This window comes from Ekhidna sp., assembly GCF_039960695.1.
Lineage (GTDB): Bacteria > Bacteroidota > Bacteroidia > Cytophagales > Cyclobacteriaceae > Ekhidna.
Map to the genome: position 1 here is coordinate 132,260 of NZ_JBDVKP010000011.1, position 19,822 is coordinate 152,081.

At 38.7% G+C, this 19,822-nt stretch carries 22 protein-coding genes; 15 read left to right on the forward strand and 7 right to left on the reverse strand.

What is annotated here, in order from left to right; all coding sequences use genetic code 11:
• Positions 1-68 precede the first annotated feature (68 nt).
• Positions 69-365, forward strand: coding sequence for a rhodanese-like domain-containing protein (locus tag ABJG98_RS07040; RefSeq protein ID WP_348278785.1), 297 nt, complete (start codon positions 69-71; stop codon positions 363-365).
• Here ABJG98_RS07040 and ABJG98_RS07045 read toward each other — a convergent pair.
• Positions 340-1,221 carry a sterol desaturase family protein gene (locus ABJG98_RS07045; protein WP_348278786.1) on the reverse strand — a complete coding sequence of 294 codons (882 nt, stop codon included), beginning with the start codon at positions 1,219-1,221 and terminating at the stop codon, positions 340-342. The two genes, ABJG98_RS07040 and ABJG98_RS07045, sit on opposite strands and share 26 nt — an antisense overlap.
• Before the next feature lie 100 nt (positions 1,222-1,321).
• Between ABJG98_RS07045 and ABJG98_RS07050 the strand changes: the two genes are divergently transcribed.
• A complete protein-coding gene (locus tag ABJG98_RS07050) occupies positions 1,322-1,894 on the forward strand; it encodes a redoxin domain-containing protein (protein ID WP_348278787.1) in 573 nt (190 codons plus the stop codon).
• Here ABJG98_RS07050 and ABJG98_RS07055 read toward each other — a convergent pair.
• Both ABJG98_RS07055 and ABJG98_RS07060 read right to left on the reverse strand, forming a co-directional pair.
• Entirely contained in the window at positions 1,884-2,915 is a 1,032-nt protein-coding gene (locus tag ABJG98_RS07055; RefSeq protein WP_348278788.1) for a D-alanine--D-alanine ligase family protein, read from the reverse strand. The two genes, ABJG98_RS07050 and ABJG98_RS07055, sit on opposite strands and share 11 nt — an antisense overlap.
• A gap of 33 nt (positions 2,916-2,948) precedes the next feature.
• On the reverse strand, positions 2,949-3,158 hold the full coding sequence (locus ABJG98_RS07060) for a hypothetical protein (RefSeq protein WP_348278789.1): 210 nt from the start codon (positions 3,156-3,158) through the stop codon (positions 2,949-2,951).
• A 45-nt stretch (positions 3,159-3,203) separates the two neighbouring features.
• Here ABJG98_RS07060 and ABJG98_RS07065 point away from each other — a divergent pair, with 45 nt between their 5' ends.
• The gene (locus tag ABJG98_RS07065; RefSeq protein WP_348278790.1) at positions 3,204-3,626 is read left to right on the forward strand and encodes a hypothetical protein; all 423 of its coding nucleotides are present in this window, start codon (positions 3,204-3,206) and stop codon (positions 3,624-3,626) included.
• Positions 3,627-4,361, forward strand: a complete 735-nt coding sequence (locus tag ABJG98_RS07070) for a VIT1/CCC1 transporter family protein (protein ID WP_348278791.1) — start codon at positions 3,627-3,629, stop codon at positions 4,359-4,361.
• Here ABJG98_RS07070 and ABJG98_RS07075 read toward each other — a convergent pair whose 3' ends face one another.
• Entirely contained in the window at positions 4,362-4,934 is a 573-nt protein-coding gene (locus ABJG98_RS07075) for a hypothetical protein (protein ID WP_348278792.1), read from the reverse strand.
• The gene (locus ABJG98_RS07080) at positions 4,931-5,332 is read right to left on the reverse strand and encodes a DoxX family protein (RefSeq protein WP_348278793.1); all 402 of its coding nucleotides are present in this window, start codon (positions 5,330-5,332) and stop codon (positions 4,931-4,933) included. The genes ABJG98_RS07075 and ABJG98_RS07080 overlap by 4 nt, the downstream gene beginning before the upstream one ends.
• 35 nt (positions 5,333-5,367) lie before the next feature.
• On the opposite strand from ABJG98_RS07080, the gene ABJG98_RS07085 reads away from it, so the two are divergent.
• The 4 genes from ABJG98_RS07085 (at position 5,368) to ABJG98_RS07100 (ending at position 8,666) form a co-directional block, all read left to right on the forward strand.
• Positions 5,368-5,796 (forward strand): response regulator transcription factor, encoded by a 429-nt coding sequence (locus ABJG98_RS07085; protein ID WP_348278794.1) that lies wholly within the window; start codon positions 5,368-5,370, stop codon positions 5,794-5,796.
• 71 nt (positions 5,797-5,867) lie between these two features.
• Positions 5,868-6,374, forward strand: a complete 507-nt coding sequence (locus ABJG98_RS07090) for a DUF4199 domain-containing protein (RefSeq protein ID WP_348278795.1) — start codon at positions 5,868-5,870, stop codon at positions 6,372-6,374.
• A gap of 20 nt (positions 6,375-6,394) precedes the next feature.
• Complete coding sequence (locus tag ABJG98_RS07095) at positions 6,395-7,672, forward strand: GH32 C-terminal domain-containing protein (RefSeq protein WP_348278796.1); 1,278 nt, start codon at positions 6,395-6,397, stop codon at positions 7,670-7,672.
• A gap of 112 nt (positions 7,673-7,784) precedes the next feature.
• Entirely contained in the window at positions 7,785-8,666 is an 882-nt protein-coding gene (locus ABJG98_RS07100) for a hypothetical protein (RefSeq protein WP_348278797.1), read from the forward strand.
• 111 nt (positions 8,667-8,777) lie between these two features.
• Here ABJG98_RS07100 and ABJG98_RS07105 read toward each other — a convergent pair whose 3' ends face one another.
• On the reverse strand, positions 8,778-9,176 hold the full coding sequence (locus ABJG98_RS07105; protein ID WP_348278798.1) for a hypothetical protein: 399 nt from the start codon (positions 9,174-9,176) through the stop codon (positions 8,778-8,780).
• A 73-nt stretch (positions 9,177-9,249) separates the two neighbouring features.
• On the opposite strand from ABJG98_RS07105, the gene hisS reads away from it, so the two are divergent.
• The 7 genes from hisS (at position 9,250) to ABJG98_RS07140 (ending at position 18,806) form a co-directional block, all read left to right on the forward strand.
• Entirely contained in the window at positions 9,250-10,605 is a 1,356-nt protein-coding gene (gene hisS / locus ABJG98_RS07110) for a histidine--tRNA ligase (RefSeq protein WP_348278799.1), read from the forward strand.
• A 29-nt stretch (positions 10,606-10,634) separates the two neighbouring features.
• The gene (locus tag ABJG98_RS07115; protein WP_348278800.1) at positions 10,635-12,257 is read left to right on the forward strand and encodes a gliding motility-associated C-terminal domain-containing protein; all 1,623 of its coding nucleotides are present in this window, start codon (positions 10,635-10,637) and stop codon (positions 12,255-12,257) included.
• Between the two features lie 6 nt (positions 12,258-12,263).
• Entirely contained in the window at positions 12,264-12,596 is a 333-nt protein-coding gene (locus tag ABJG98_RS07120) for a YbaB/EbfC family nucleoid-associated protein (RefSeq protein WP_348278801.1), read from the forward strand.
• A complete protein-coding gene (locus ABJG98_RS07125; protein ID WP_348278802.1) occupies positions 12,597-13,583 on the forward strand; it encodes a glycosyltransferase family 2 protein in 987 nt (328 codons plus the stop codon). It abuts the gene before it with no gap.
• Between the two features lie 361 nt (positions 13,584-13,944).
• A complete protein-coding gene (locus tag ABJG98_RS07130; protein WP_348278803.1) occupies positions 13,945-15,708 on the forward strand; it encodes a hypothetical protein in 1,764 nt (587 codons plus the stop codon).
• A 153-nt stretch (positions 15,709-15,861) separates the two neighbouring features.
• The gene (locus tag ABJG98_RS07135) at positions 15,862-16,842 is read left to right on the forward strand and encodes a pyruvate dehydrogenase complex E1 component subunit beta (protein WP_348278804.1); all 981 of its coding nucleotides are present in this window, start codon (positions 15,862-15,864) and stop codon (positions 16,840-16,842) included.
• A gap of 122 nt (positions 16,843-16,964) precedes the next feature.
• On the forward strand, positions 16,965-18,806 hold the full coding sequence (locus ABJG98_RS07140) for a cystathionine beta-synthase (RefSeq protein ID WP_348278805.1): 1,842 nt from the start codon (positions 16,965-16,967) through the stop codon (positions 18,804-18,806).
• A gap of 64 nt (positions 18,807-18,870) precedes the next feature.
• Here ABJG98_RS07140 and ABJG98_RS07145 read toward each other — a convergent pair whose 3' ends face one another.
• Entirely contained in the window at positions 18,871-19,722 is an 852-nt protein-coding gene (locus ABJG98_RS07145; protein WP_348278806.1) for a universal stress protein, read from the reverse strand.
• Positions 19,723-19,822: the final 100 nt, after the last annotated feature.

A 19,822-nucleotide genomic window follows, 5' to 3' on the forward strand; every position in this document is an offset into this window, starting at 1 on the left:
TTTGAACTATATGAATCACCTCACAGTTTGAGTCATCAAATTGCTTTTATAGCTTTAAAGAAAAAAACATGCTAGGAATACTCACAGGAAAAACGAAAAAATTAAAGCAGTATATAAACGCTGGTGCCACAATAGTAGATGTGCGTACCAAAACAGAATATGAAGGAGGTCATCTCAGAAATTCAATCAATATCCCCTTAGATAGCTTACCAAAGCACTTAGGTGATTTAGACAAAAATAAGCCTGTAATTACTTGCTGTGCTTCAGGAATTAGAAGTGGATCGGCCAAACGCATGCTAAAGGCTCGGGGATTTGAAGTTGTTAACGGTGGAGGCTGGGCTAGTCTTCAGAAGTATGAGGTATAATTCCGTGCGTAATCTGTCCAGTAAAATTTTGTGGAAATTCTTCATCTCCCGGAAAGCCTAATTCTATATCTCTTCCACTTTTCGGAATGTAATTTGTCTTAAAAAGGTAATCCCAAATACTGAGCGTCAATCCAAAATTGACACCATAACTACGGTTTTCAGGCAAGGCTTTGGCATGATGCCATATGTGCATCTGCGGATTATTGAAGATATACCTGAGCACACCTAAATTCAACTTGAAATTGGAATGATTGAAGTGACCAACACCCAACGTGAAAATATGAATGATAAAAAAATCCCGAAGCCCAATTCCAATGAGCGCCAGAGGGAGGTACTCTATAGTTCGATAAACTACGGTTTCCATCCAATGATAGCGAAGATGGGCAGCGAAACCCATTTCCTTTACACTGTGATGAACTTTATGAAATTCCCAAAGAAATGGCACTCGATGCAATAAACGATGCGTCCACCATTGCACAAAATCCCGAACCACAAATCCTAAAATTAAATGCGCCCATGTTGGCCATCTCATCACTTCAAAGGCCAAAAGGTTAGTAATGCCCATAGATGCCAATACGTTATTGAAAAAATGAACAACAACATCTGAGGCCGCATTAAAAACAATGAGCGAGAATATGAAGAAGTTGAAAAACATATAGAAAAAATCCAGCCAAAAGTCTTTTCGAAACCTAGCCTGCTCCTTCCTCCAAGGTCTCAACCACTCCAAAATCAAAAAAAACAGCGACACACCAATAAGCCAATAGAAATAGCTGTGCCATTGCGGTTGGGAGATTTCGCGCCACAAATAACCTGCATACCCCGCATATGCATCTCTAATAAGCTGCCAATATTCCATAAAAGGTAAAGCTAAAAAGGGTTGACATAGTTCGAAAGTCAATAAAGAAGCCTAACCATTAGAAACTTCGTATGTTAGTACACTATCAATCCACCAACTTATGACTAATACACCTGAGGGTAGAATTACTCTGGATCTCAATGCTCCAGCACCAATTTTCAAACTGGATGACATTTTCAATCGTGAAATAAATTTAGAAAAATACAAAGGAAAAAAAGTATTAATAGCCTTTTTCAGGCATGCTGGATGCCCATTTTGTAATACAAGGGTGCACAATTTGCAAAAACATCACGAAGAATTAAAGCACAATGGTCTTGAAATGATATTCTTTTTTGAGTCCAAAAAAGAACTCTTACTTTCAAGCAATTTTCATCAAAGCATCTCCCCTATTCCGTTGATTTCAGATCCTGATAAGATTTGGTATGACGCCTACGGAGTAGAAAGTTCAGCACTAAAATCAGCAAAAAGTCACTTTACATCTTTTTTCCAACAAGTTTTTGAAGCAAAGAAAAAGAAGCTGCCAGTTCATTGGATGGCTGGTAATGAATCCATTAAAACGATACCTGCAGAATTTTTAATGGATGAGCGAGGGATCATCCGAAAGGTCCACTATGCCAAAGGTCTGAGAGATCGTATGGCAGTGGACGATATTTTAACTTTTGTCAAGAGTTAATATGAGCACTTTGCATGGCTAACTCAATCAATTCATCAAGTAAATCAGGATAACTTAGTCCGGCCTCCTCCCATAGTTTAGGATACATGCTGATGCTTGTGAAGCCTGGAATGGTATTAACCTCATTGACAAATATTTCTCCTTCCAGTGTCAAAAACATATCTACACGAGACATCCCTTTACAGTCAAGTGACTTGTATGCTAGAATTGCCGTTTGCTTTAAATCCGGCAAATACCTCTCATCAATCTTAGCAGGTATATCTATTTCAGCTCCTGAACTTGCATCATATTTTTCATCAAACGAATAAAAATTACCGGAGCGAACCTCTCCCACACCACTTGCTTTTGGTGAATCATTGCCCAATACAGCACATTCCAGCTCCCTACCTGCTACAGATCTCTCTACCAATACCTTACGATCATATTTTAAGGCATCAAGCACCGCTAACTCCCATTCCTCTATACCTGAAACACGATGCACACCAACCGAGGAACCCATATTTGCCGGTTTCACAAATACCACATCGCCTAACCGATTTTGAACATCATTGTATAGTGGAAGCTTTTCCCCTTTACTAATCAAAATCCAATCCGCTACTTTAATCCCAGAATCTCTAAGCAACCTCTTTGTCATATCTTTATCCATAGACACAGCAGAACCCAACACATCTGGACCTACAAATGGGATTTTAAGCAACCGAAACAAACCTTGAACCGTGCCATCTTCCCCATTTGGTCCATGAAGGATTGGAAATATCACATCAAACTTCCCAAGGGAATTTTCGCCGCTGTAAAAACAGTCTGTACCTCCTGGGAGAATAGTTACGATCTCGCCTTGTGATTCTATCCGCTCTCCCATGTCCTCCAGACTTATCAATCTCCAGGAGCCTGATTTTGAGATACCTATTATTGTCACATTATATTTTGAATAATTGAGTGCTTTCAAAATATTTCGAGCTGACCGGATCGAAATCTCATGCTCAGGAGACTGACCACCACAAAGGACAAGTAGGTTTTTCATTCGATATTCTAATTAAGACGAACTTAATACATTTCACTCATGTATTTCGCGTAGCTCAAAATCTTCTCCCTTCCCATACTGAATCAGATCGCTCATGAGGTAGTTTTCCATGGAGGCAAGATCTTTTAGTTTGTAATCATTTCTTCCAATTACTTCCATTAGGGTAAAATCATTCCTCTCTCCATAGTTAACCAGACGATACTTTTTTCCTACACGCATACTTGAAAATGCCATTCCACTCATAATTACAGCAATATTATTGAGGTGATTTTGATTTATTTTTACATTATGAAAAAAATTATTCCATTTCTTCTAATATCATGCATTTGGTTTATCGGATGCGGAGATGATGACTCCTCAGGCAATTTGATTGGAACCTGGGTTGCAACAAGTATTCTAGTTTCTGATTGTCAGGATGGTAATAGAAACGGAGCAAATGATGTTTCGTGTGATGAAGTGTCTTGCTACAGATTAGCACTTAATGGGGATGATACTTATTCATTTCAAAGAGGTCTGGGAACTGATAATGGAACTTGGGATGTTGGTGATTTTCTGCGCTTATGTATGACAGAAGAAGGCGAAACCTCCTGTGAACAATTTGCAGTCCAATTTAGTGGAATTAGCATGATTTTAATCGCTGATTCAACTTCAGCTGGGTGTGTATCTACTTATTTTTTCAATCCCGAAACTCAAGCGGATACCATACAATAGATGAGCCATCAAACTCAGGAAGCTAAGATTCATGGAGAAAATAGCATTTTCAGCAGAATTCAAAATTATCTGGGTGAATTCGTATACGGAGGCATTGATGGGAGCATTACCACCTTTGCTGTAGTAGCAGGGGCTGCCGGTGCAAACCTCGAAAGCTCCATCGTAATTATACTAGGCTTTGCTAACCTGATTGCTGATGGTTTCGCCATGTCTGTTGGAAGCTATTTATCAACTAAATCTGAAAAAGAAACCTATCAGAAACACAAGGAAATAGAATATTGGGAAGTAGATAACCTTCCCGAAAAAGAGCGCGAGGAAGTTCGTGAAATATATGCGGCCAAAGGATTTGATGGTGAGCTACTCGAAAAAGTCGTTGATGTAATCACAGCCGATAAGGATAGGTGGGTAGATCTGATGATGAAAGAAGAATTGGAAATGGCAGAAGAGACAAAATCACCAATCAAAATGGGAGCCATCACGTTCCTTAGCTTTATACTTTTTGGATTTATCCCGCTTGTGATTTATGTAATAGACTATTTTAATCCTTTGGGTTACAATCTTTTTCTTATTTCTTCAACCCTTACCGGACTCTGTTTTGTTGGAATTGGCTTTCTCAAAAGTCTGGCGACAAACACCAAACGATTGAAGAGCGTAATGGAAACACTCCTTCTGGGTGGAGCAGCAGCCACATTATCCTACTTTGTTGGAGATTTTTTGGAAAAACTAGTTAGGTAGTTACTTATCAACTAATTCTCCCATATCATACTCATATTCTATGGTGAGATTACCCTCTTCATCATACCACCTCGCAACACCGTCTATTTTTCCACTTACGAAATTCTTCTCCTCCATCTTGGTGCCGTCAACATAAAAACGCTCCTGCAGACCATGCAATGCTCCACTTGCATAATTCCTACGTTCTACAATCTTACGACGATTATACACAAGGTATTCGCCGCTGAGCTGATCATTGTGATAAGATGCTTTTGTTTGTACATACCCTGTATTATCAAAAAGTAACTGAACACCTTGTTTCTTTCCTTCGAAGTAGGTGGTTAGAGATTGAAGCCTGCCATCCACTCCGTAACTTGTCCAGGTTCCATGATACATCCCGTTTAAAAAATCGCCCTCGCCAATGGTGATATCTTCAGCTTTGATGATTGCTTTCTGAAGGCCAGGTATTGCTTCATAATCCTGCAGGATGGCTCCTCCTGGAATTTGGCTCACATTAGCTGATGAGGATGAGGTACTATTTGAATCTCCGCAAGCGCCGATTATAAATGCTAAAACCCAAATGTATTTTTTCATTTTTTGTTCAAAATTTTAGGTAAAACGTCAGTCAAAATCTTGTCTTTATTATGGAACACAACATACAATCCACTAAGGAAAACGATAAGTGCATAATAAAACAATTGGCCCTTATCATCCATCACCTCAATACCGAGTATGGTGAGATGCATCCCGATCGCTCCAACCATAAGTCCTACGGCTAAGAGACCTCCTGTCCATGCTGTTTTGGGGATTAACAGTAAGACTGACGCTACCAATTCCAACATTCCTATTAACCATCTTCCCCAAGGTTCCATGTCGACCATTTTAAAAATGTAAATGGACTCAGGAGAACCTGTAAATTTGAAATAAAGGGTTTGTCCCATTATAAATGCTGCAGCAAGTCGTGCAACGATGTAAGCGATTTTTCTTAACATAGGAGTGATTTTAGAATGCAAAAATTATAAAAATTTTGAAAAGGCTTCAAAAGTTAAATAGAATCTATTGGATTTACGGAGGGGTGATGGGACTATTAATGATCACTCTTCAGGTGATTCATTACAAAACCATGATTCGTGATATTGAGATCGAACTGTATGGGGGTATCATCGGACTACTCTTTTTACTCTTTGGTATCTGGCTCGGCACAAGTCTTTATCGTAAAAAAAGTGCAGACAAATACGATCGAAATAAACTTGGCTTAAGTAAAAGAGAATTAGAGGTATTGGAGTTGCTTGCTCAAGGGTTATCCAATCAGGAAATTGCGGACAAACTGTTTGTGTCATTAAACACAGCCAAAACACACATTTCTAGTATTTATTCCAAATTGAACGTAAAACGCAGAACTCAAGCAATTCAGAAAGCCCGCGATATGGCTTTGATTCTTCCTCAGAAAGAGTGATATTTTGTAAATCACCCAAAAGGATGAACAGAAATCCTCTGGTTTGATCGTGCTTTGAAAGCAAAAAAGATATGAAAACAAAAATTGCATTAAAATACGGATTGATTAGCGGAGGCTTGATCGTAGCTTCTTGGTTTATAACAATAGGATTCGGCGAAAAACCTGATTTTGTTTTAGGCGAAATACTTGGCTACGCAATCATGATAGCTGCACTTTCCGCTGTTTTCCTAGGCATAAAACGAATTCGAGATGAGAACGGATCCTTGTCATTTAAAGACGCGTTTTTTAATGGCTTAGGAATCACTCTGGTAGCATCTTTGATTTATGTAATTGGCTGGATGATCTACATGCCTAATTTTGCACCAGACTTTGCAGATAAATACAGTGCAGCTCAAGTAGAATTGATCCAACAAATGGATATCGAAGAAGAAGAAAAACAAAAGCAAATTAAAGACATCAATGAGTGGAATGAGAGCTACAAACAGCCCCATGTGATGGCCGCCATGACTTTTACCGAAATCTTCCCGATCGGACTACTTGTAACACTAATTTCTTCGCTGATTTTGAAACGGAAATAGATTCTATCTAACTTTCCTGCATGATCAGACAACTAGTTATTATTTGCTCAGCACTAATCATTTTTAGCTGCAGCACTTCCGAAAAAGAACAACGTCAACGAATACCTGATGGTACGTATAGACCATCAGGTTTTCATGCTTTTATCAGTCATGGTGAAGGAAACACACCCATTAGCCTAATCAAAGTTGATTCCATATATCATTTGTTTTACACCACCGGTACAGACGAGTGGGGACACCTATCAAGCAATGATTTACTAAACTGGAAAGCTGATATTTCTTTTCCTATCGCTGCACATGGAAATGGAGCAGTCATTTGGGATGACAAAAACTTCACAGGCTTTAATTCACCATGGAATATAATAGTAAGTGATGGCGATCAACTTTCATTAAGCTATAGCCAAGACGGAGTTGATTGGATTGAATTTGAAGACAACCCCATTCTTACCACAAAGGGTAATCCTTCAGTAAGCTGGAGCTCAGATCTAGAAGAATGGATTCTTACAATCACGAAAGAAAATGAAGTTTCCTTTTATTCATCACAGAACTTGATAGAATGGAAAAAGTACTCATCGGTTTCACTAAACGATTTAGCGAGCAAATCTTCACTTTTGAATCTTGAAGGACAATGGATTCTATTATCTCAAAAAGAAAAACTTAACTATCAGATGATATCTTTTGATGGATCAACTTTTCAAACTGTAGGTGACCCTGTCTACTTAGATGGATGCAATACAGACTTTGGTGCATTATTAATTACGGAAGAAAATACTGCATTTATTTCAAAAAATAGAACCACTAATCCACAGTTGCCTACTTTTTCAACTCCACTATCAATCTCTTTGTCTGACGGTAGACTAAATCTCAACCCAAGCATAACTTTTCAAAGCCAGATTATTGGGAAGAGAAGAGCTAAGTTGAGCAAATTATTGACTGATGGTCCATCTTGGTACAACTTTACTATTGAAGAAAGTTTTGAAGAATTAGAGATTGTCTTATCTGATAACACCTCTGAAGTGCGGATATTATGGAATGTAACGAGCCAAAAGATGATCATTACTGGTTCAGCGTTACCATCAAATGAAATCATAGAACTTAATCTTCAATCGGAAATTTCTCCAGAAAACTTAATGACTGATATTCTGATTGATCACGCCAGCGTAGATCTGTTTTTTAACAAAGGAGCTTTTGCAACCAGTATTTTGACTTTACCAGATTCATTCTTCTCTAAGGTTGAAGTCTATCTGGATAAAGAAAATTATGATGCCAAGGCAGTTTTATATGATATTGGCATCTAAGAGAGAAAGTACACTTTTAGATTACTTAACTATTAGATTTTAATCGCTTGTAAACGCCTCTTTTAGCTCAAAAAAGATTAAACTTGAATTAAGAACCGAGAAAAAATAGCCTATGAAGTCACTAAGCAAAGTCCTAACCTTTTTATCCTTGGCAGCATTCATTGCAAGTTGCAGCGGATCCTCATCAAGCGGGAACGAAAAGTCTAAAGAAGAGATCGCAGAAGAAAAAACCATTCATGACTTAGAAAAGCTAATGGAAGACCTTCCCGATCCATCTCTAGTACCGTTCACCTTGAAGTCTATCGGTGCTGATTTCGATAAGGCCCATATCAATTCAATTGACAATATCGAGTCATACAAGAGCAACAGAGATAAGATGGCTTTAAATATGGGTGTTTATGCTTCAGACATCAGCTATCTGGCAGCATACGGTCACGAAGATGATTGTATTGATTATCTAAGAGCTTCGCATGGCATGGCTGAATTCCTGGGTGATTCGGCAATTTATAATGAAAGTGATCTCGAGGAATTTCGAGGACACATTACATCACAAAATGAACAAGAGATCTCTCGCATCCTTGGCAGACTTTTTCTTGAAACCAGCGTGAAAATGGAGGAAGATCACCATTTAACAATGGCAGGACTTGCACTAACGGGAAGTTTCGTTGAGGGTCTTTATCAAGCGGTTCTTACCATTGAAAGCTACCCGGATACAGAAGAAAATCAACTGCTGCTTGAGCCGCTTGTCAAGATTGTACTTGGTGAAGAACAAGCGCTTTTGGATATCATAGAAGTTTTGAACGACCTTCCTTTCGATGATACCATTGCTGAAATGATTACAGAGCTATCAATACTCGATCGACTTTATAAAGGAGATTTAAAGGAAATCGAAGAAAAAATGGAGAATGATCCTGATTTTGTTTTAACAAAATCAGCAATGAGAGACATCACCTTAGAGGTAAAAGGCATTAGAAAAAGAATTACGAAGATGTAATACACTTAATCTACCTAATCACTAAGCACTGACTCGTCAGTGCTTTTTTTATGCCACAAAAAAACCTTCCGAATATCGGAAGGTTCTGTTTGGCTTGATAAATAAGGATAATTACTTATCCTCAGTTTTCTTTGGAGCAGCTTTCTTCTTAGGAGCAGCCTTCTTTGTTTCTTTCTTCTCTGCCTTTGGAGCCACTTCTGTCTTTTCAGCTTTTACTTTCGGAGCTGCTTTTTTTGTTTCCTTCTTAGGAGAAGCCTTCTTACTTTCTTTCTTAGGGGCTTCTGCTACTTCTACCTTCTCAGCTTTCGGAGCAGCCTCCTTAGGAGCAGCTTTCTCAGCTTTTGGCTCTTCCTTCTTAGACTTGGATTTCTTAGCAAATTCAGCCTTTATCTCTTCAATGTCTACATTTACAATAGAAGGAACAGCGTTTAGACGCTTCATTGTGTTCACTCTATTCTTTGCGACATTCTTATTTTTTCTTCCTTTTCTTTCTAATCTTGTTACGGCCATTTTCTTGGTCTTCTTACGTGAAATGAGCCGCAAATTTAGGTTATTATGTAGTTTTGTCCAAAACGAATTCTCAATGTCGAAAAGTAAGCCATCACTTCCACGTGGTACAAGGGACTTTGGTCCTGAAATTTCTGCTAAAAGGAGCTTCATTATTGATCAAATAAAGCAGAACTTTATCAAATATGGCTTCAGTCAGCTACAGACTCCAGCTATGGAAAATCTCTCCACACTTACAGGAAAATACGGCGATGAAGGCGATCAACTTCTTTTCAAAATCCTGAATTCAGGTGATTATTTGAATAAAGCTACTGCAGAAGACTATTCAGCAGGAAGCAAGCAGCTGACCCCAAAAATTGCAGACAAAGGGTTACGCTATGACTTGACTGTCCCCTTTGCTCGTTTTGTAGTTATGAATCAAAACGAAATCTCTTTCCCTTTTAAGAGGTTTCAAATACAGCCAGTTTGGAGAGCGGATCGTCCACAAAAAGGACGCTACCGAGAATTCTATCAATGTGATGCTGACATTGTTGGCAGTAAGGCGATATGGAATGAAGCAGAGCTTACCCTCCTAATCAACGATGTATTCAATGATCTTAACCTAGATGATTATATCATCAAAGTCAATCATAGAGATATCCTGTTTATGCTTGCTGCACATGTAGGCTTAAGCGAAAAAACGATTGCTTTCTGCGCGGAGATAGATAAGCTTGATAAAATTGGTAAAGAGAAAGTAATAGAAAATGTTATTTCATTAGGCGGAGACAATGACAAGGTGAGCGAAGTAATGGAATTAATATCAATCACCAATAGACAAGAGCTCATACAAAAAGTAAAGTCTATAGATTCTGAAAACCAGGGGGTAAAGGAAATCATTTCTTATTTCGAAACTTTGGATCGGTTCAAAGAAAAAATAATCAAGGTGGAGCTAGACCTCTCACTCGCAAGAGGACTTTCATACTACACAGGTGTTATTTACGAAGTAAAGCCAACAAGCGTAAGCATGGGAAGTATTTGTGGCGGCGGGCGATATGATAACCTTACTGGCTTTTTCGGCCTTAATGGGATTTCAGGGATCGGCATCTCCTTTGGCCTTGATCGAATCTATGATGTGCTGGAAGAGCTAAAGCTGTTTCCAGAGGATATCACCAAACCACTCGATGTGCTAATTGTTCATTTTAGCGAAGAAAATTTAAAACATGGTCAAGAAGTAGTGATGAAGTTGAGAGCTGATGGAATAAAAGCTGATCTATATCCTGATTCAGATAAGATGAAGAAGCAATTCAACTACGCCGATAAGATTAAGACACCATATACCTTGGTAATTGGCGACAATGAAATGGATTCAGGTCAGTATATGCTCAAAAACATGCAGTCAGGAGAACAAAAACCAATGAATCTGGATAAAATAATCCAGCATTTTAAAGGTTAACTTTACGATACTTGTTCGTATACTGATAGATGTACCGCTGGAAACATATCCTCATTATTATTCTACTGCCTTTTCTTGCAGAGGCACAGGTGTTTAGCAGTAAAGGTCGCTTTTCAGTGGCTTTCGATCGTGGATGTAATCCGATGACTGTAAATATTACTGAGCAAGACACCTTTGGAGTTGTCACTCGACAATATTATTATTTTGAAGGTGCGGGCATTACAAATAATCAGACATTTACCTATCAGGATGCAGGGGTTTATCAGATTGTACAAGTTGTAGGCGTCGATGGAATCGACGACAAAACCGATACACTCTTTGTCGAAGCTTTGGAGCCTTTCAAACCCCAGGTACAAATTCAAAAATGTAATGGACTACAAGTGGCCGTTACATCACAGGACACCTATTACGATAGCATACGTGTTTATTTCAGCATGACTGACTCCGCTACCCTTCTTACTGGGGAAACTGCGGAGTTTACTTATTTGACTGGGCAGAGTGAGGTGGTCTCCTTGAAAGGATTTTTTGATAATGCAGATGAAGTATGTTCCACATACTTCGAAGAAATCGTTCCAATTTCCACCCTCCAAACACCAACTATAGTAGAAGCCTCAATTAAAGAAGCATGTAAAGACCTCTTTAGCTTATACCTAGAATTAGATGCCGTCGATACACTCATAAACTATCGAATCAACCTCATTCAGGGAGTTTCCACAAAAATATTTGATGGATTTATAAAGCAAACATCAATCATATTATCTGACATTTCATTTGCCAGAGAAGATTACTGTCTAAACATAGAAGCCTACGATCCGTGCAATGGTACATCTGCATTTAGTACTGATTTTTGTGCTGAATCATCAGACCTTTCCCTATCACCTTTTGAATCTCTATACTCGACATATGGCTCATCAGGCATTTACATTAATCTGGACTCTGTCACAAGTGGCACCTTTAATATTTACAGAAAATTAGATGGTGAAGATTTTCAATTAAGATCAGAGCAATTCGAATCATTTACCGATCCAATAGGTTCAAAAGGGAGAAAATATTTCTATAAAATAGATTACGTTGATAGTTGTGGACAGCTTCTATACGCAGCTGAAACAAATCCTCCTTTGGTAGAAGCCTTCGAAGAAGGTACGAATCAATATCAAGTAGTTTTTATCTCACCGGTTAATTCTTTGTTGGACATTCCAGAAAATGCATATCAATCTGGTAACGATTTCTCACAAACTGAAAATCCAATCACATCTTCTGAGTTTTCAATTCAATTAGACGCTAAAGATGGTAGTCCACGACAGTTTATTACTGCAAGTTCAACATACGCAAATGGTACAGTATTAAATTCAAATGCAGTAACTGTACGATATGAACTGGTCATTTATGTACCAACAGCTTTCACTCCCAATGGTGACGGCCTTAATGACACACTTGTATTATTTGGATTACCAACAGAGGTAGCCACTACCAACATATATACACGTTGGGGACAATTGATCTATACATCTGACCAACCCACCACAGGTTGGGATGGAACCATTAATGGATCAATTGCAGCTGAAGGAACTTATCTCTACGAAATAATCTTTGAAACAGCAGACGGTGATAAACGAATGCAAAAAGGTACTTTTGCACTGATCAAAAAATAGAAGGATATGTTCGATATGATGAAAATGATGGGCAAAGTGAAGGAAATGCAATCCAAAATGAAAGAAGCCCAGGATCAACTCAAAGACATCACAGCTGATGGAGAATCTGGTGGCGGATTGGTGAAAGCACGAGCTAACGGCAATAAAGAATTAATCGGACTTGAAATAGATGAAAGCCTTGTAAATGTCACTGATAAAGACATGATGCGAGATTTGATTATCGCCGCTGTAAACAAGGCCGTGAACGAAGCGGACATGAAAGCGAAAGAGCATATAAAAAAATCCACGGATGGATTGATGCCAAATATTCCAGGAATGGATCTGTCAGGAATGATGTAAATGGCAAAAACTGCAGTAGTTATACTTAATTACAATGGCCGAGCTTACCTGGAGAAGTTCCTGCCATCTGTGCTTTCACATACTGCAAATGCTGATATTATAGTAGCAGATAATGCCTCCACAGATGATTCTGTTGAAATACTTAAAACAAAATTCCCGGAGATAAAACTCATTATCCTTAATAGGAATCATGGCTATGCAGGAGGTTACAACGAAGCTTTGAAGCATGTGGATGCAGAGTACTTCTTGTTGCTCAATTCAGATGTAGAGGTGACTAATAAATGGCTTTTACCAATGGAAAATTTCCTGGACAGCCATCCAAATTACGCTGCGTGTCAGCCCAAGATTAAAGATTACAGCCACAAAACATTGTTTGAATATGCTGGCGCATGTGGTGGCTTTGTTGATTTTTTAGGCTACCCTTTTTGTCGGGGAAGAATTTTCAACCAAATAGAATCTGATTCTGGACAATACAACAAAAAAATTGATATTTTCTGGTCTTCTGGAGCGTGTATGATGATTCGTTCAGAAGTATTCTTTAAAGCAGGCGGTTTCGATGAGGGCTTTTTTGCACACATGGAAGAAATTGACTTATGCTGGAGAATACACAGTTTAGGATATCAAATAAAGTGTATCCCAGAATCTTCGGTATATCATGTTGGTGGTGGTACCCTCGCCAAATCAAGTCCTTTTAAGACTTATCTCAATTTTCGCAATGGACAGTACCTCTTACTTAAGAACCTTCCTATCAGCAAGTTAGTAGTGAAGTTTCCGGTCAGAATCCTTTTAGATTGGGTTGCTGCAGTGAAATTTCTTTTCGAGGGGAATCTCTATCATGGCCTTGCGGTATTTAAGGCACACTTTGCGGTCTTTGTAAACATGGCTAAAACTTTGAAAAAGAGAGATTTAACTTCATCACCTCCAAAATCGAAGCTTATGATCTACGAGTATTACGTGAAAGGGAATAAAAAATTCAGTGATTTATAATTAATAATACCAAAGTGTATTATTTCTTCTTCTGAGAAGCTTTCGAAAATTCATCACAAAAGCGAGTCCTAAATAAATGATCACCGGTGACCCAAACGTCAAAAATGAAGTGTAGATGAAGAATAGTCGAATACTTGACGTAGGTATACGGAGCTTTTCCCCTAAACGAGTACAAACTCCAAACGCATATTTTTCAAAATAATCTTGCATATCCAATTGTATCAAGGCAAAGATAAACAATACATCTTTTAGATAGTTGGTTTAATAGTATACGAAAATCATAAATTCGATTAATTTTGCGTGCACTATAAACTAAGAATTATACTATTTATTGTTTGTACAATTAAAAAAACTGAATCAAATGAAAAAATTTAACCTAGCCATGGCTTTTGCAGCAGGAGCAATTTTGCTTTCTGGTTGTAAGCTTGATAAGATGATAAAATTGGCTCAGGAGAATGACCTTCAAGTAAACCCTAACCCGCTTGAAGTACATGGTGGAAACGTTCCTTTCGAAATGAGCGCAGTTCTTCCTCCAAAAATTCTTCCTTCTAACACAAGCTTCACATTGAATACAATTTATGTATATGGTGATCAGGAAGTTGCTGTTGGATCGGTAGAATTCCAAGCTTCTGATTTTCCAAACAGCTCAACTACTACTTCAAGAAAAGCTGCAAACTTTACATTCCCATACCAAGAGGGAATGAATCCAGGAACACTATATGTCCAGGGAGTTGCAACTGACCTCAAAAATGGTAAAACAGCTGAAACCGATCGTTTAGCAGTAGCACAAGGTCTTATTATGACTTCTGCTTGGGTTAAGGATGTTGCTTTAACATCTTACGCTGCTCACGGATACAATGACAAAGAGGAGCTTATCCCAACAAATGTTAACTTCTATTTCGATCAAGGAAGATCAAATTTGAGAACGTCTTTATCTTATGATGGCAAAACCAATGCTTCTCAAAGAGATATGTTAAGTGGCTTCATTGCGGAGAAAAACGTAACGAGAACTGTTACTATCACTGGTACTCACTCACCAGAAGGTACTGAAACTATAAATAGTGATCTATCTAAAGACAGAGCTGCTACTATTGAGAAATACTATAGAAATAGAATGGATCGATATGATTACAAAGGAGCTGCTGATTCAATTGACTTCATACTTAAGCCAATTGTTCAGGACTGGAGCGCTTTCAAAGCTGCTTTAGCTTCTTATGAAGGTATTAGCGCTGATGAAAAGTCTAAGTATACAAACATCATCAATGGTTCTGGATCTTTCGTTGAGAAAGAAAAAGAAATGAAAAAGCTTTCTACTTACAAGAAAGTATTCAATGATGTGTACCCTGGTTTGAGATCAGCTAAAACAGAAGTATTGACTGTTAAGCCTAAGAAATCAAATGCACAAATTGCTGTTCTTGCTAAAGCTATCGTAGGCGGTGAGGCAGATGCAGATACGTTGACTACAGAAGAATTGATGTTTAGCGCTACTCTTACACCTTCTCTTGAAGAAAAAGCGGGTATCTACAAAGCTGCTGCTGATAAGTCCGGCATGTGGCAAGCACACAACAACCTTGCTGCTACTCATATCGAGATGGCTAAAAGAGGTGATGCATCTAAGCTAGATGGTGCTGCTACTCAGTTGGAAATCGCTATGAACAAAATGTCTAGTTCTGCTGAAGTACAGTCTAACATGGCTGCATTACAAGTTCTTCAAGGAGAATATGATGCTGCTTACGAAACACTTAATGGTGTAAGCTCATCTTCTAATGACATTAACGGTAAAGTAAGTGCCATGAAAGGTGCTGTTGAAGTTAGGATGTCTGAGTATGACAAAGCCAAAGCTTCTTTCGCTTCAGCAACTAACAATGAAAACGTAATGGTTGACAGAGGACTTGCTCACCTGCTAAGCGGTGACTACTCTATGGCCGACGCAGAATTCAAGCAAGTAGAAAGAGCTGATGCTTACTACCTACTCGCTGTTTCAGCTGCAAGACAAAACAATGCTTCAGGTGTTGGTTCTAATCTTAAGAAAGCGGTAGATGCTGAGCCTTCTTACAAGGACATGGCATTGAACGATCTTGAGTTCACCAACTTTGCCGACGCTGTAAATGAGGCAGTGAAATAATTTACGATTCAGAATAAAATTGAAGCCCTGCCTTTTCGGCAGGGCTTTTTTTTATTTTCTGTCCCAGAAGAACCATTTTAAAAAGCGGTCATAAAAGCTCAATAATCACGCATTCATCATTAATTTAGCACACCGAAAAATACTTAGCGAACAATGAGAGAAATTCAATTCAGAGAAGCCCTTGGTGAAGCAATGAGTGAAGAAATGAGAAGAGACGAAAATGTCTTTCTTATGGGAGAAGAAGTAGCCGAATACAATGGAGCTTATAAAGTAAGCCAGGGCATGCTGGATGAGTTTGGAGCTAAACGTATAATTGATACACCAATTACAGAGTTAGGATTTGCTGGCGTTGGCGTTGGTGCAGCAATGAACGGCCTCCGTCCCATTATTGAATTCATGACGTTTAACTTTTCGCTGGTAGCAATTGATCAAGTAATCAACAGTGCTGCAAAGATGCTTTCCATGTCTGGCGGCCAATATAATATTCCTATTGTATTTAGAGGTCCTACAGGAAATGCTGGCCAACTCAGTCAACAACACTCTCAAAATTTTGAAAATTGGTATGCCAACACTGCTGGCTTGAAAGTGGTGGTTCCATCCAATCCTTATGACGCAAAAGGGCTTTTAAAGACAGCCATAAGGGATGATAATCCAGTTATTTTCATGGAGTCTGAGTTGATGTATGGAGATAAAGGTGAAGTGCCAGAGGAAGAATATCTACTTGAAATTGGTCAGGCTAACGTGGTGAGAGAGGGCTCTGATGTGACGCTATTATCCTTTGGCAAAATGATGAAGGTAGCAAATCAAGCGGCCGATGAATTAGCTAAGGAAGGAACTGAAGCAGAAGTGATAGACCTGAGATCTGTAAGACCCATAGACTATCACACTATTGTTGAATCTGTAAAGAAAACCAATAGACTTGTTATCCTTGAAGAAGCATGGCCTTTGGCATCAATCTCTTCTGAAATAAGTCATCATGTACAGCGTAATGCATTTGATTGGCTAGATGCTCCTATACATAGGATCACAAACAAAGACGTTTCACTTCCTTACGCACCGACGCTTATCGAGGAGATTTTACCAAATGTATCTCGAACTGTGGAGGCCATTAAGGCTGTGACCTATCAGTCGTAAAGGGAACTATATTCATTGTTAAAGGCTTTCGTATTGAAAGCCTTTTTCATTCCTCACACCTAATAAAATTGGTTGAGTTTTAAAATGCACCTATTTCAAGACCTATCCTATTCAACTAGATTATGAAAGCAAACAATACGCTAAATTATCTTGCAGATGTCTTAGAAAATATGCCGATGGACTGGTTAAAACTAACTACCCATCGACTAGACATTTATAATGAGGAGCTGGCTAAAACTGAATTCTTGAATGAATTTGAAGCTCTTTACCAAGACAATAATGCTGAAACATCCGCGCTTACTGAATTACCAACATCATATGACTATATTCGATTAGGTCATCCTTTATCATCCACACTCGAATGGGCAATTGCCAAACTGAACGACCTCCACCCTGATAATGTAATTAGTTTTTCATCAAAGATGGCTCCTATTCTAGCCATTCTTCGCATGAATTTATTCGATAAAAAGAATACGCTAATCACATACTCAGGTCAACTTCCCCTCAATTTTGATACTGACCTGGTTCGAAAGGTATACGGATACACATTTGATTTAAAAGAGGTGAAAAATGCCGATGAAATTCCTGAGGTTGCCGACAGTGTCATTTTCATCTCACAGCAGGATTTAAAAGAGCCAATCAGCTTTCCATCTAGTGCTGACTTCATGATAAATCTGCATGATTCCCTTGGAAGTATCGTAATGGTCAAGGGAAAGGAGAATAAAAAGTATATCTCTGAAATTCAGCATGTTCGCAGACGAGAGACCATTGCAATGACTCCTGCTGATTGCCTTAAGGCAATCCAGCTCCTCTTAGGAACGGGCTCCAATCACAACGAGAAAAGTCAGGGTGATAGTAAGAAGATTGTTATCGATACAATTCAAGAAATAACTGGCACAAAAACAAAACCCCTTCTTGGTTCGAGCGGATTATCTGTTCAATACGCAATCATGATGGGGCTAATAGATGATGCGTTGGAAAAGCATCCCGGAAAGGAGGTTAAAATTGTTGTCCCGCCAAACTGTTATGGGGGAACCAACGATCAGGCAAGAAGAGTAGCCGCATGTATAGATAATGTTGAAGTGGTAGACCTTCTTGTCGACGGGGACAATGATATGGTTCGAAGTATCAATACCGTCTTGGATAAAGTGGCCAATGAAGATGCTGTCCCGTTCATTATCGCAGAAATTCCAACAAACCCAAGGGTAGAAGTGCCGAATCTAAAAGAACTGAAAGAAGTTTTGGACATGAAGCGTAGGACGAAAAATGATGAAATGGCAATTGATCCGGTATTTATTTTAGATCAAACATTTTGTCCTAATATTCAATTCTTATCGGTAGGAGGAATACTTTCATCGATCCGATCCATTTCCTACGTCAGCGGTTCTAAATTTCCAAGTGGAGGAAAGTGCACAGCAGGTTACTGTGTGGCTAATCAAAAAGCTGAGGTATTAATGAAAAAAATTGACCAGCATCTTCAGCTTTGTGACAACGAAGCAACCGACCTTCAAGTTGAAATACTGGCGGAGCAACTACCTTCGATGAATCAGCGCATTCACGATGCTTATAAGAACACTCGCCAATTTGTAAATTATATCAAAGAGAAGTTACCAGCAGCTAAAATCAATTTTGTATCAGAGGAATTGGCTCAGGAAGGATTTACGCCTTCTGTATTTTCATTGGATCTTCCCACCAAAGGAAGTACGGATAAAGAACGAGAATCTTACAAAAGAGCATTGAATGATCAGCTAATAAACTTGATGATTTCAGAAATTCCGAGTGAGAGCAAATACTGTGTGAGCTATGGTCAATTAAAAGGATGCTACTGGACGATACCCGCCACTTCTACTCAAGGGACAACTAAAGAGGACGACAAAGATTATATCGCTCGTGTGGCAGTTTCACCTAATATGGATATACAGCGGCATAAAGAGGTCTTTTCGAAATTCGTCAAAAACATTTGACTCTGATCTGAGTGTGTCTAAAATGAACAAAGGATCATTAGGTGAGCCTTTGTTCATTGCGCATCTATAGATGCGCTTTATTAACAGTGAGAATGGGTATCGTTGACTTCTTAGTCAATCGCGTAGCAAAAGAGTGTTGAATAAATCTATTCAAACCTCCTTTGGCTTCTGAAAGAATAATAATGAGTCCTGCACCCGTACCTTCTGCATAATCAAGCAGTGCAGTATTAGAGTCTTTATCTTCAATCACATCTACAAGGTAATTTGTAAGACCGGCAATTTTTGCAATCTTATCAAGCATACCCATCATCTTTTCATCATCCTTTGATTTGGTAACATCAATGACGTGCAGTGTTGATCCTAAAGCATCACATATCACTTTTACTTTTTCAAAAGCTTTTCGTGTATATTTTTCATCTTCAATATCAAGACCAAGAACTATATCTTCTATTGGGTGAAATTGTTGATCTTGAATTGAAACAACCGGAACATTTAAGTGTTCGATTAATTGTTCTGTATGATTACCACTAAAGAATTCTTGAATACTCTCCTCTCCTGTTGTGCCAATAACAACTAAATCAACATCATTTTCTGACGTATAATGTTGCATTCCTTTCAGGAATCCGCCTCCGATTTGAAACGCTTTCACCGCGACTTCATCCGTACTGTATTCTTCTTTCAATGTATTCAGTTTTTGCTTGTTTGCTCTGAGCAATTGTGCAGCATAAAGTGAGTCGTGGGAGACCGTACTACCTCCGGCTTCACCGGAAAGATGTAGTGACAAGTCACCCAGAGGAACCTCTTCTAAATGTATTACCTCTATACTTGCTTTGAGAGGCTTGGCTAGTTGAATAGCAAAATCCAATGCATGCTCTGACAGGCTGGAAAAATCGGTAGGAACTAATATTTTTTTCATGGCATTTATCTATTGGTTAGAAACCTCAAAATAGGTATCAAAAGCAGACTACAATAGGATATATATCAGAACTACATGTGTTTTTGGTCAGATTTAAAAA

Bases quoted from the DNA above. Each gene is read 5' to 3' on its own strand.
- ABJG98_RS07040 (WP_348278785.1), top strand. From the start codon at position 69: ATGCTAGGAATACTCACAGGAAAAACGAAAAAATTAAAGCAGTATATA.
- ABJG98_RS07045 (WP_348278786.1), bottom strand. From the start codon at position 1,221: ATGGAATATTGGCAGCTTATTAGAGATGCATATGCGGGGTATGCAGGT.
- ABJG98_RS07050 (WP_348278787.1), top strand. From the start codon at position 1,322: ATGACTAATACACCTGAGGGTAGAATTACTCTGGATCTCAATGCTCCA.
- ABJG98_RS07055 (WP_348278788.1), bottom strand. From the start codon at position 2,915: ATGAAAAACCTACTTGTCCTTTGTGGTGGTCAGTCTCCTGAGCATGAG.
- ABJG98_RS07060 (WP_348278789.1), bottom strand. From the start codon at position 3,158: ATGAGTGGAATGGCATTTTCAAGTATGCGTGTAGGAAAAAAGTATCGT.
- ABJG98_RS07065 (WP_348278790.1), top strand. From the start codon at position 3,204: ATGAAAAAAATTATTCCATTTCTTCTAATATCATGCATTTGGTTTATC.
- ABJG98_RS07070 (WP_348278791.1), top strand. From the start codon at position 3,627: ATGAGCCATCAAACTCAGGAAGCTAAGATTCATGGAGAAAATAGCATT.
- ABJG98_RS07075 (WP_348278792.1), bottom strand. From the start codon at position 4,934: ATGAAAAAATACATTTGGGTTTTAGCATTTATAATCGGCGCTTGCGGA.
- ABJG98_RS07080 (WP_348278793.1), bottom strand. From the start codon at position 5,332: ATGTTAAGAAAAATCGCTTACATCGTTGCACGACTTGCTGCAGCATTT.
- ABJG98_RS07090 (WP_348278795.1), top strand. From the start codon at position 5,868: ATGAAAACAAAAATTGCATTAAAATACGGATTGATTAGCGGAGGCTTG.
- ABJG98_RS07095 (WP_348278796.1), top strand. From the start codon at position 6,395: ATGATCAGACAACTAGTTATTATTTGCTCAGCACTAATCATTTTTAGC.
- ABJG98_RS07100 (WP_348278797.1), top strand. From the start codon at position 7,785: ATGAAGTCACTAAGCAAAGTCCTAACCTTTTTATCCTTGGCAGCATTC.
- ABJG98_RS07105 (WP_348278798.1), bottom strand. From the start codon at position 9,176: ATGGCCGTAACAAGATTAGAAAGAAAAGGAAGAAAAAATAAGAATGTC.
- hisS (WP_348278799.1), top strand. From the start codon at position 9,250: ATGTCGAAAAGTAAGCCATCACTTCCACGTGGTACAAGGGACTTTGGT.
- ABJG98_RS07115 (WP_348278800.1), top strand. From the start codon at position 10,635: ATGTACCGCTGGAAACATATCCTCATTATTATTCTACTGCCTTTTCTT.
- ABJG98_RS07120 (WP_348278801.1), top strand. From the start codon at position 12,264: ATGTTCGATATGATGAAAATGATGGGCAAAGTGAAGGAAATGCAATCC.
- ABJG98_RS07125 (WP_348278802.1), top strand. From the start codon at position 12,597: ATGGCAAAAACTGCAGTAGTTATACTTAATTACAATGGCCGAGCTTAC.
- ABJG98_RS07130 (WP_348278803.1), top strand. From the start codon at position 13,945: ATGAAAAAATTTAACCTAGCCATGGCTTTTGCAGCAGGAGCAATTTTG.
- ABJG98_RS07135 (WP_348278804.1), top strand. From the start codon at position 15,862: ATGAGAGAAATTCAATTCAGAGAAGCCCTTGGTGAAGCAATGAGTGAA.
- ABJG98_RS07140 (WP_348278805.1), top strand. From the start codon at position 16,965: ATGAAAGCAAACAATACGCTAAATTATCTTGCAGATGTCTTAGAAAAT.
- ABJG98_RS07145 (WP_348278806.1), bottom strand. From the start codon at position 19,722: ATGAAAAAAATATTAGTTCCTACCGATTTTTCCAGCCTGTCAGAGCAT.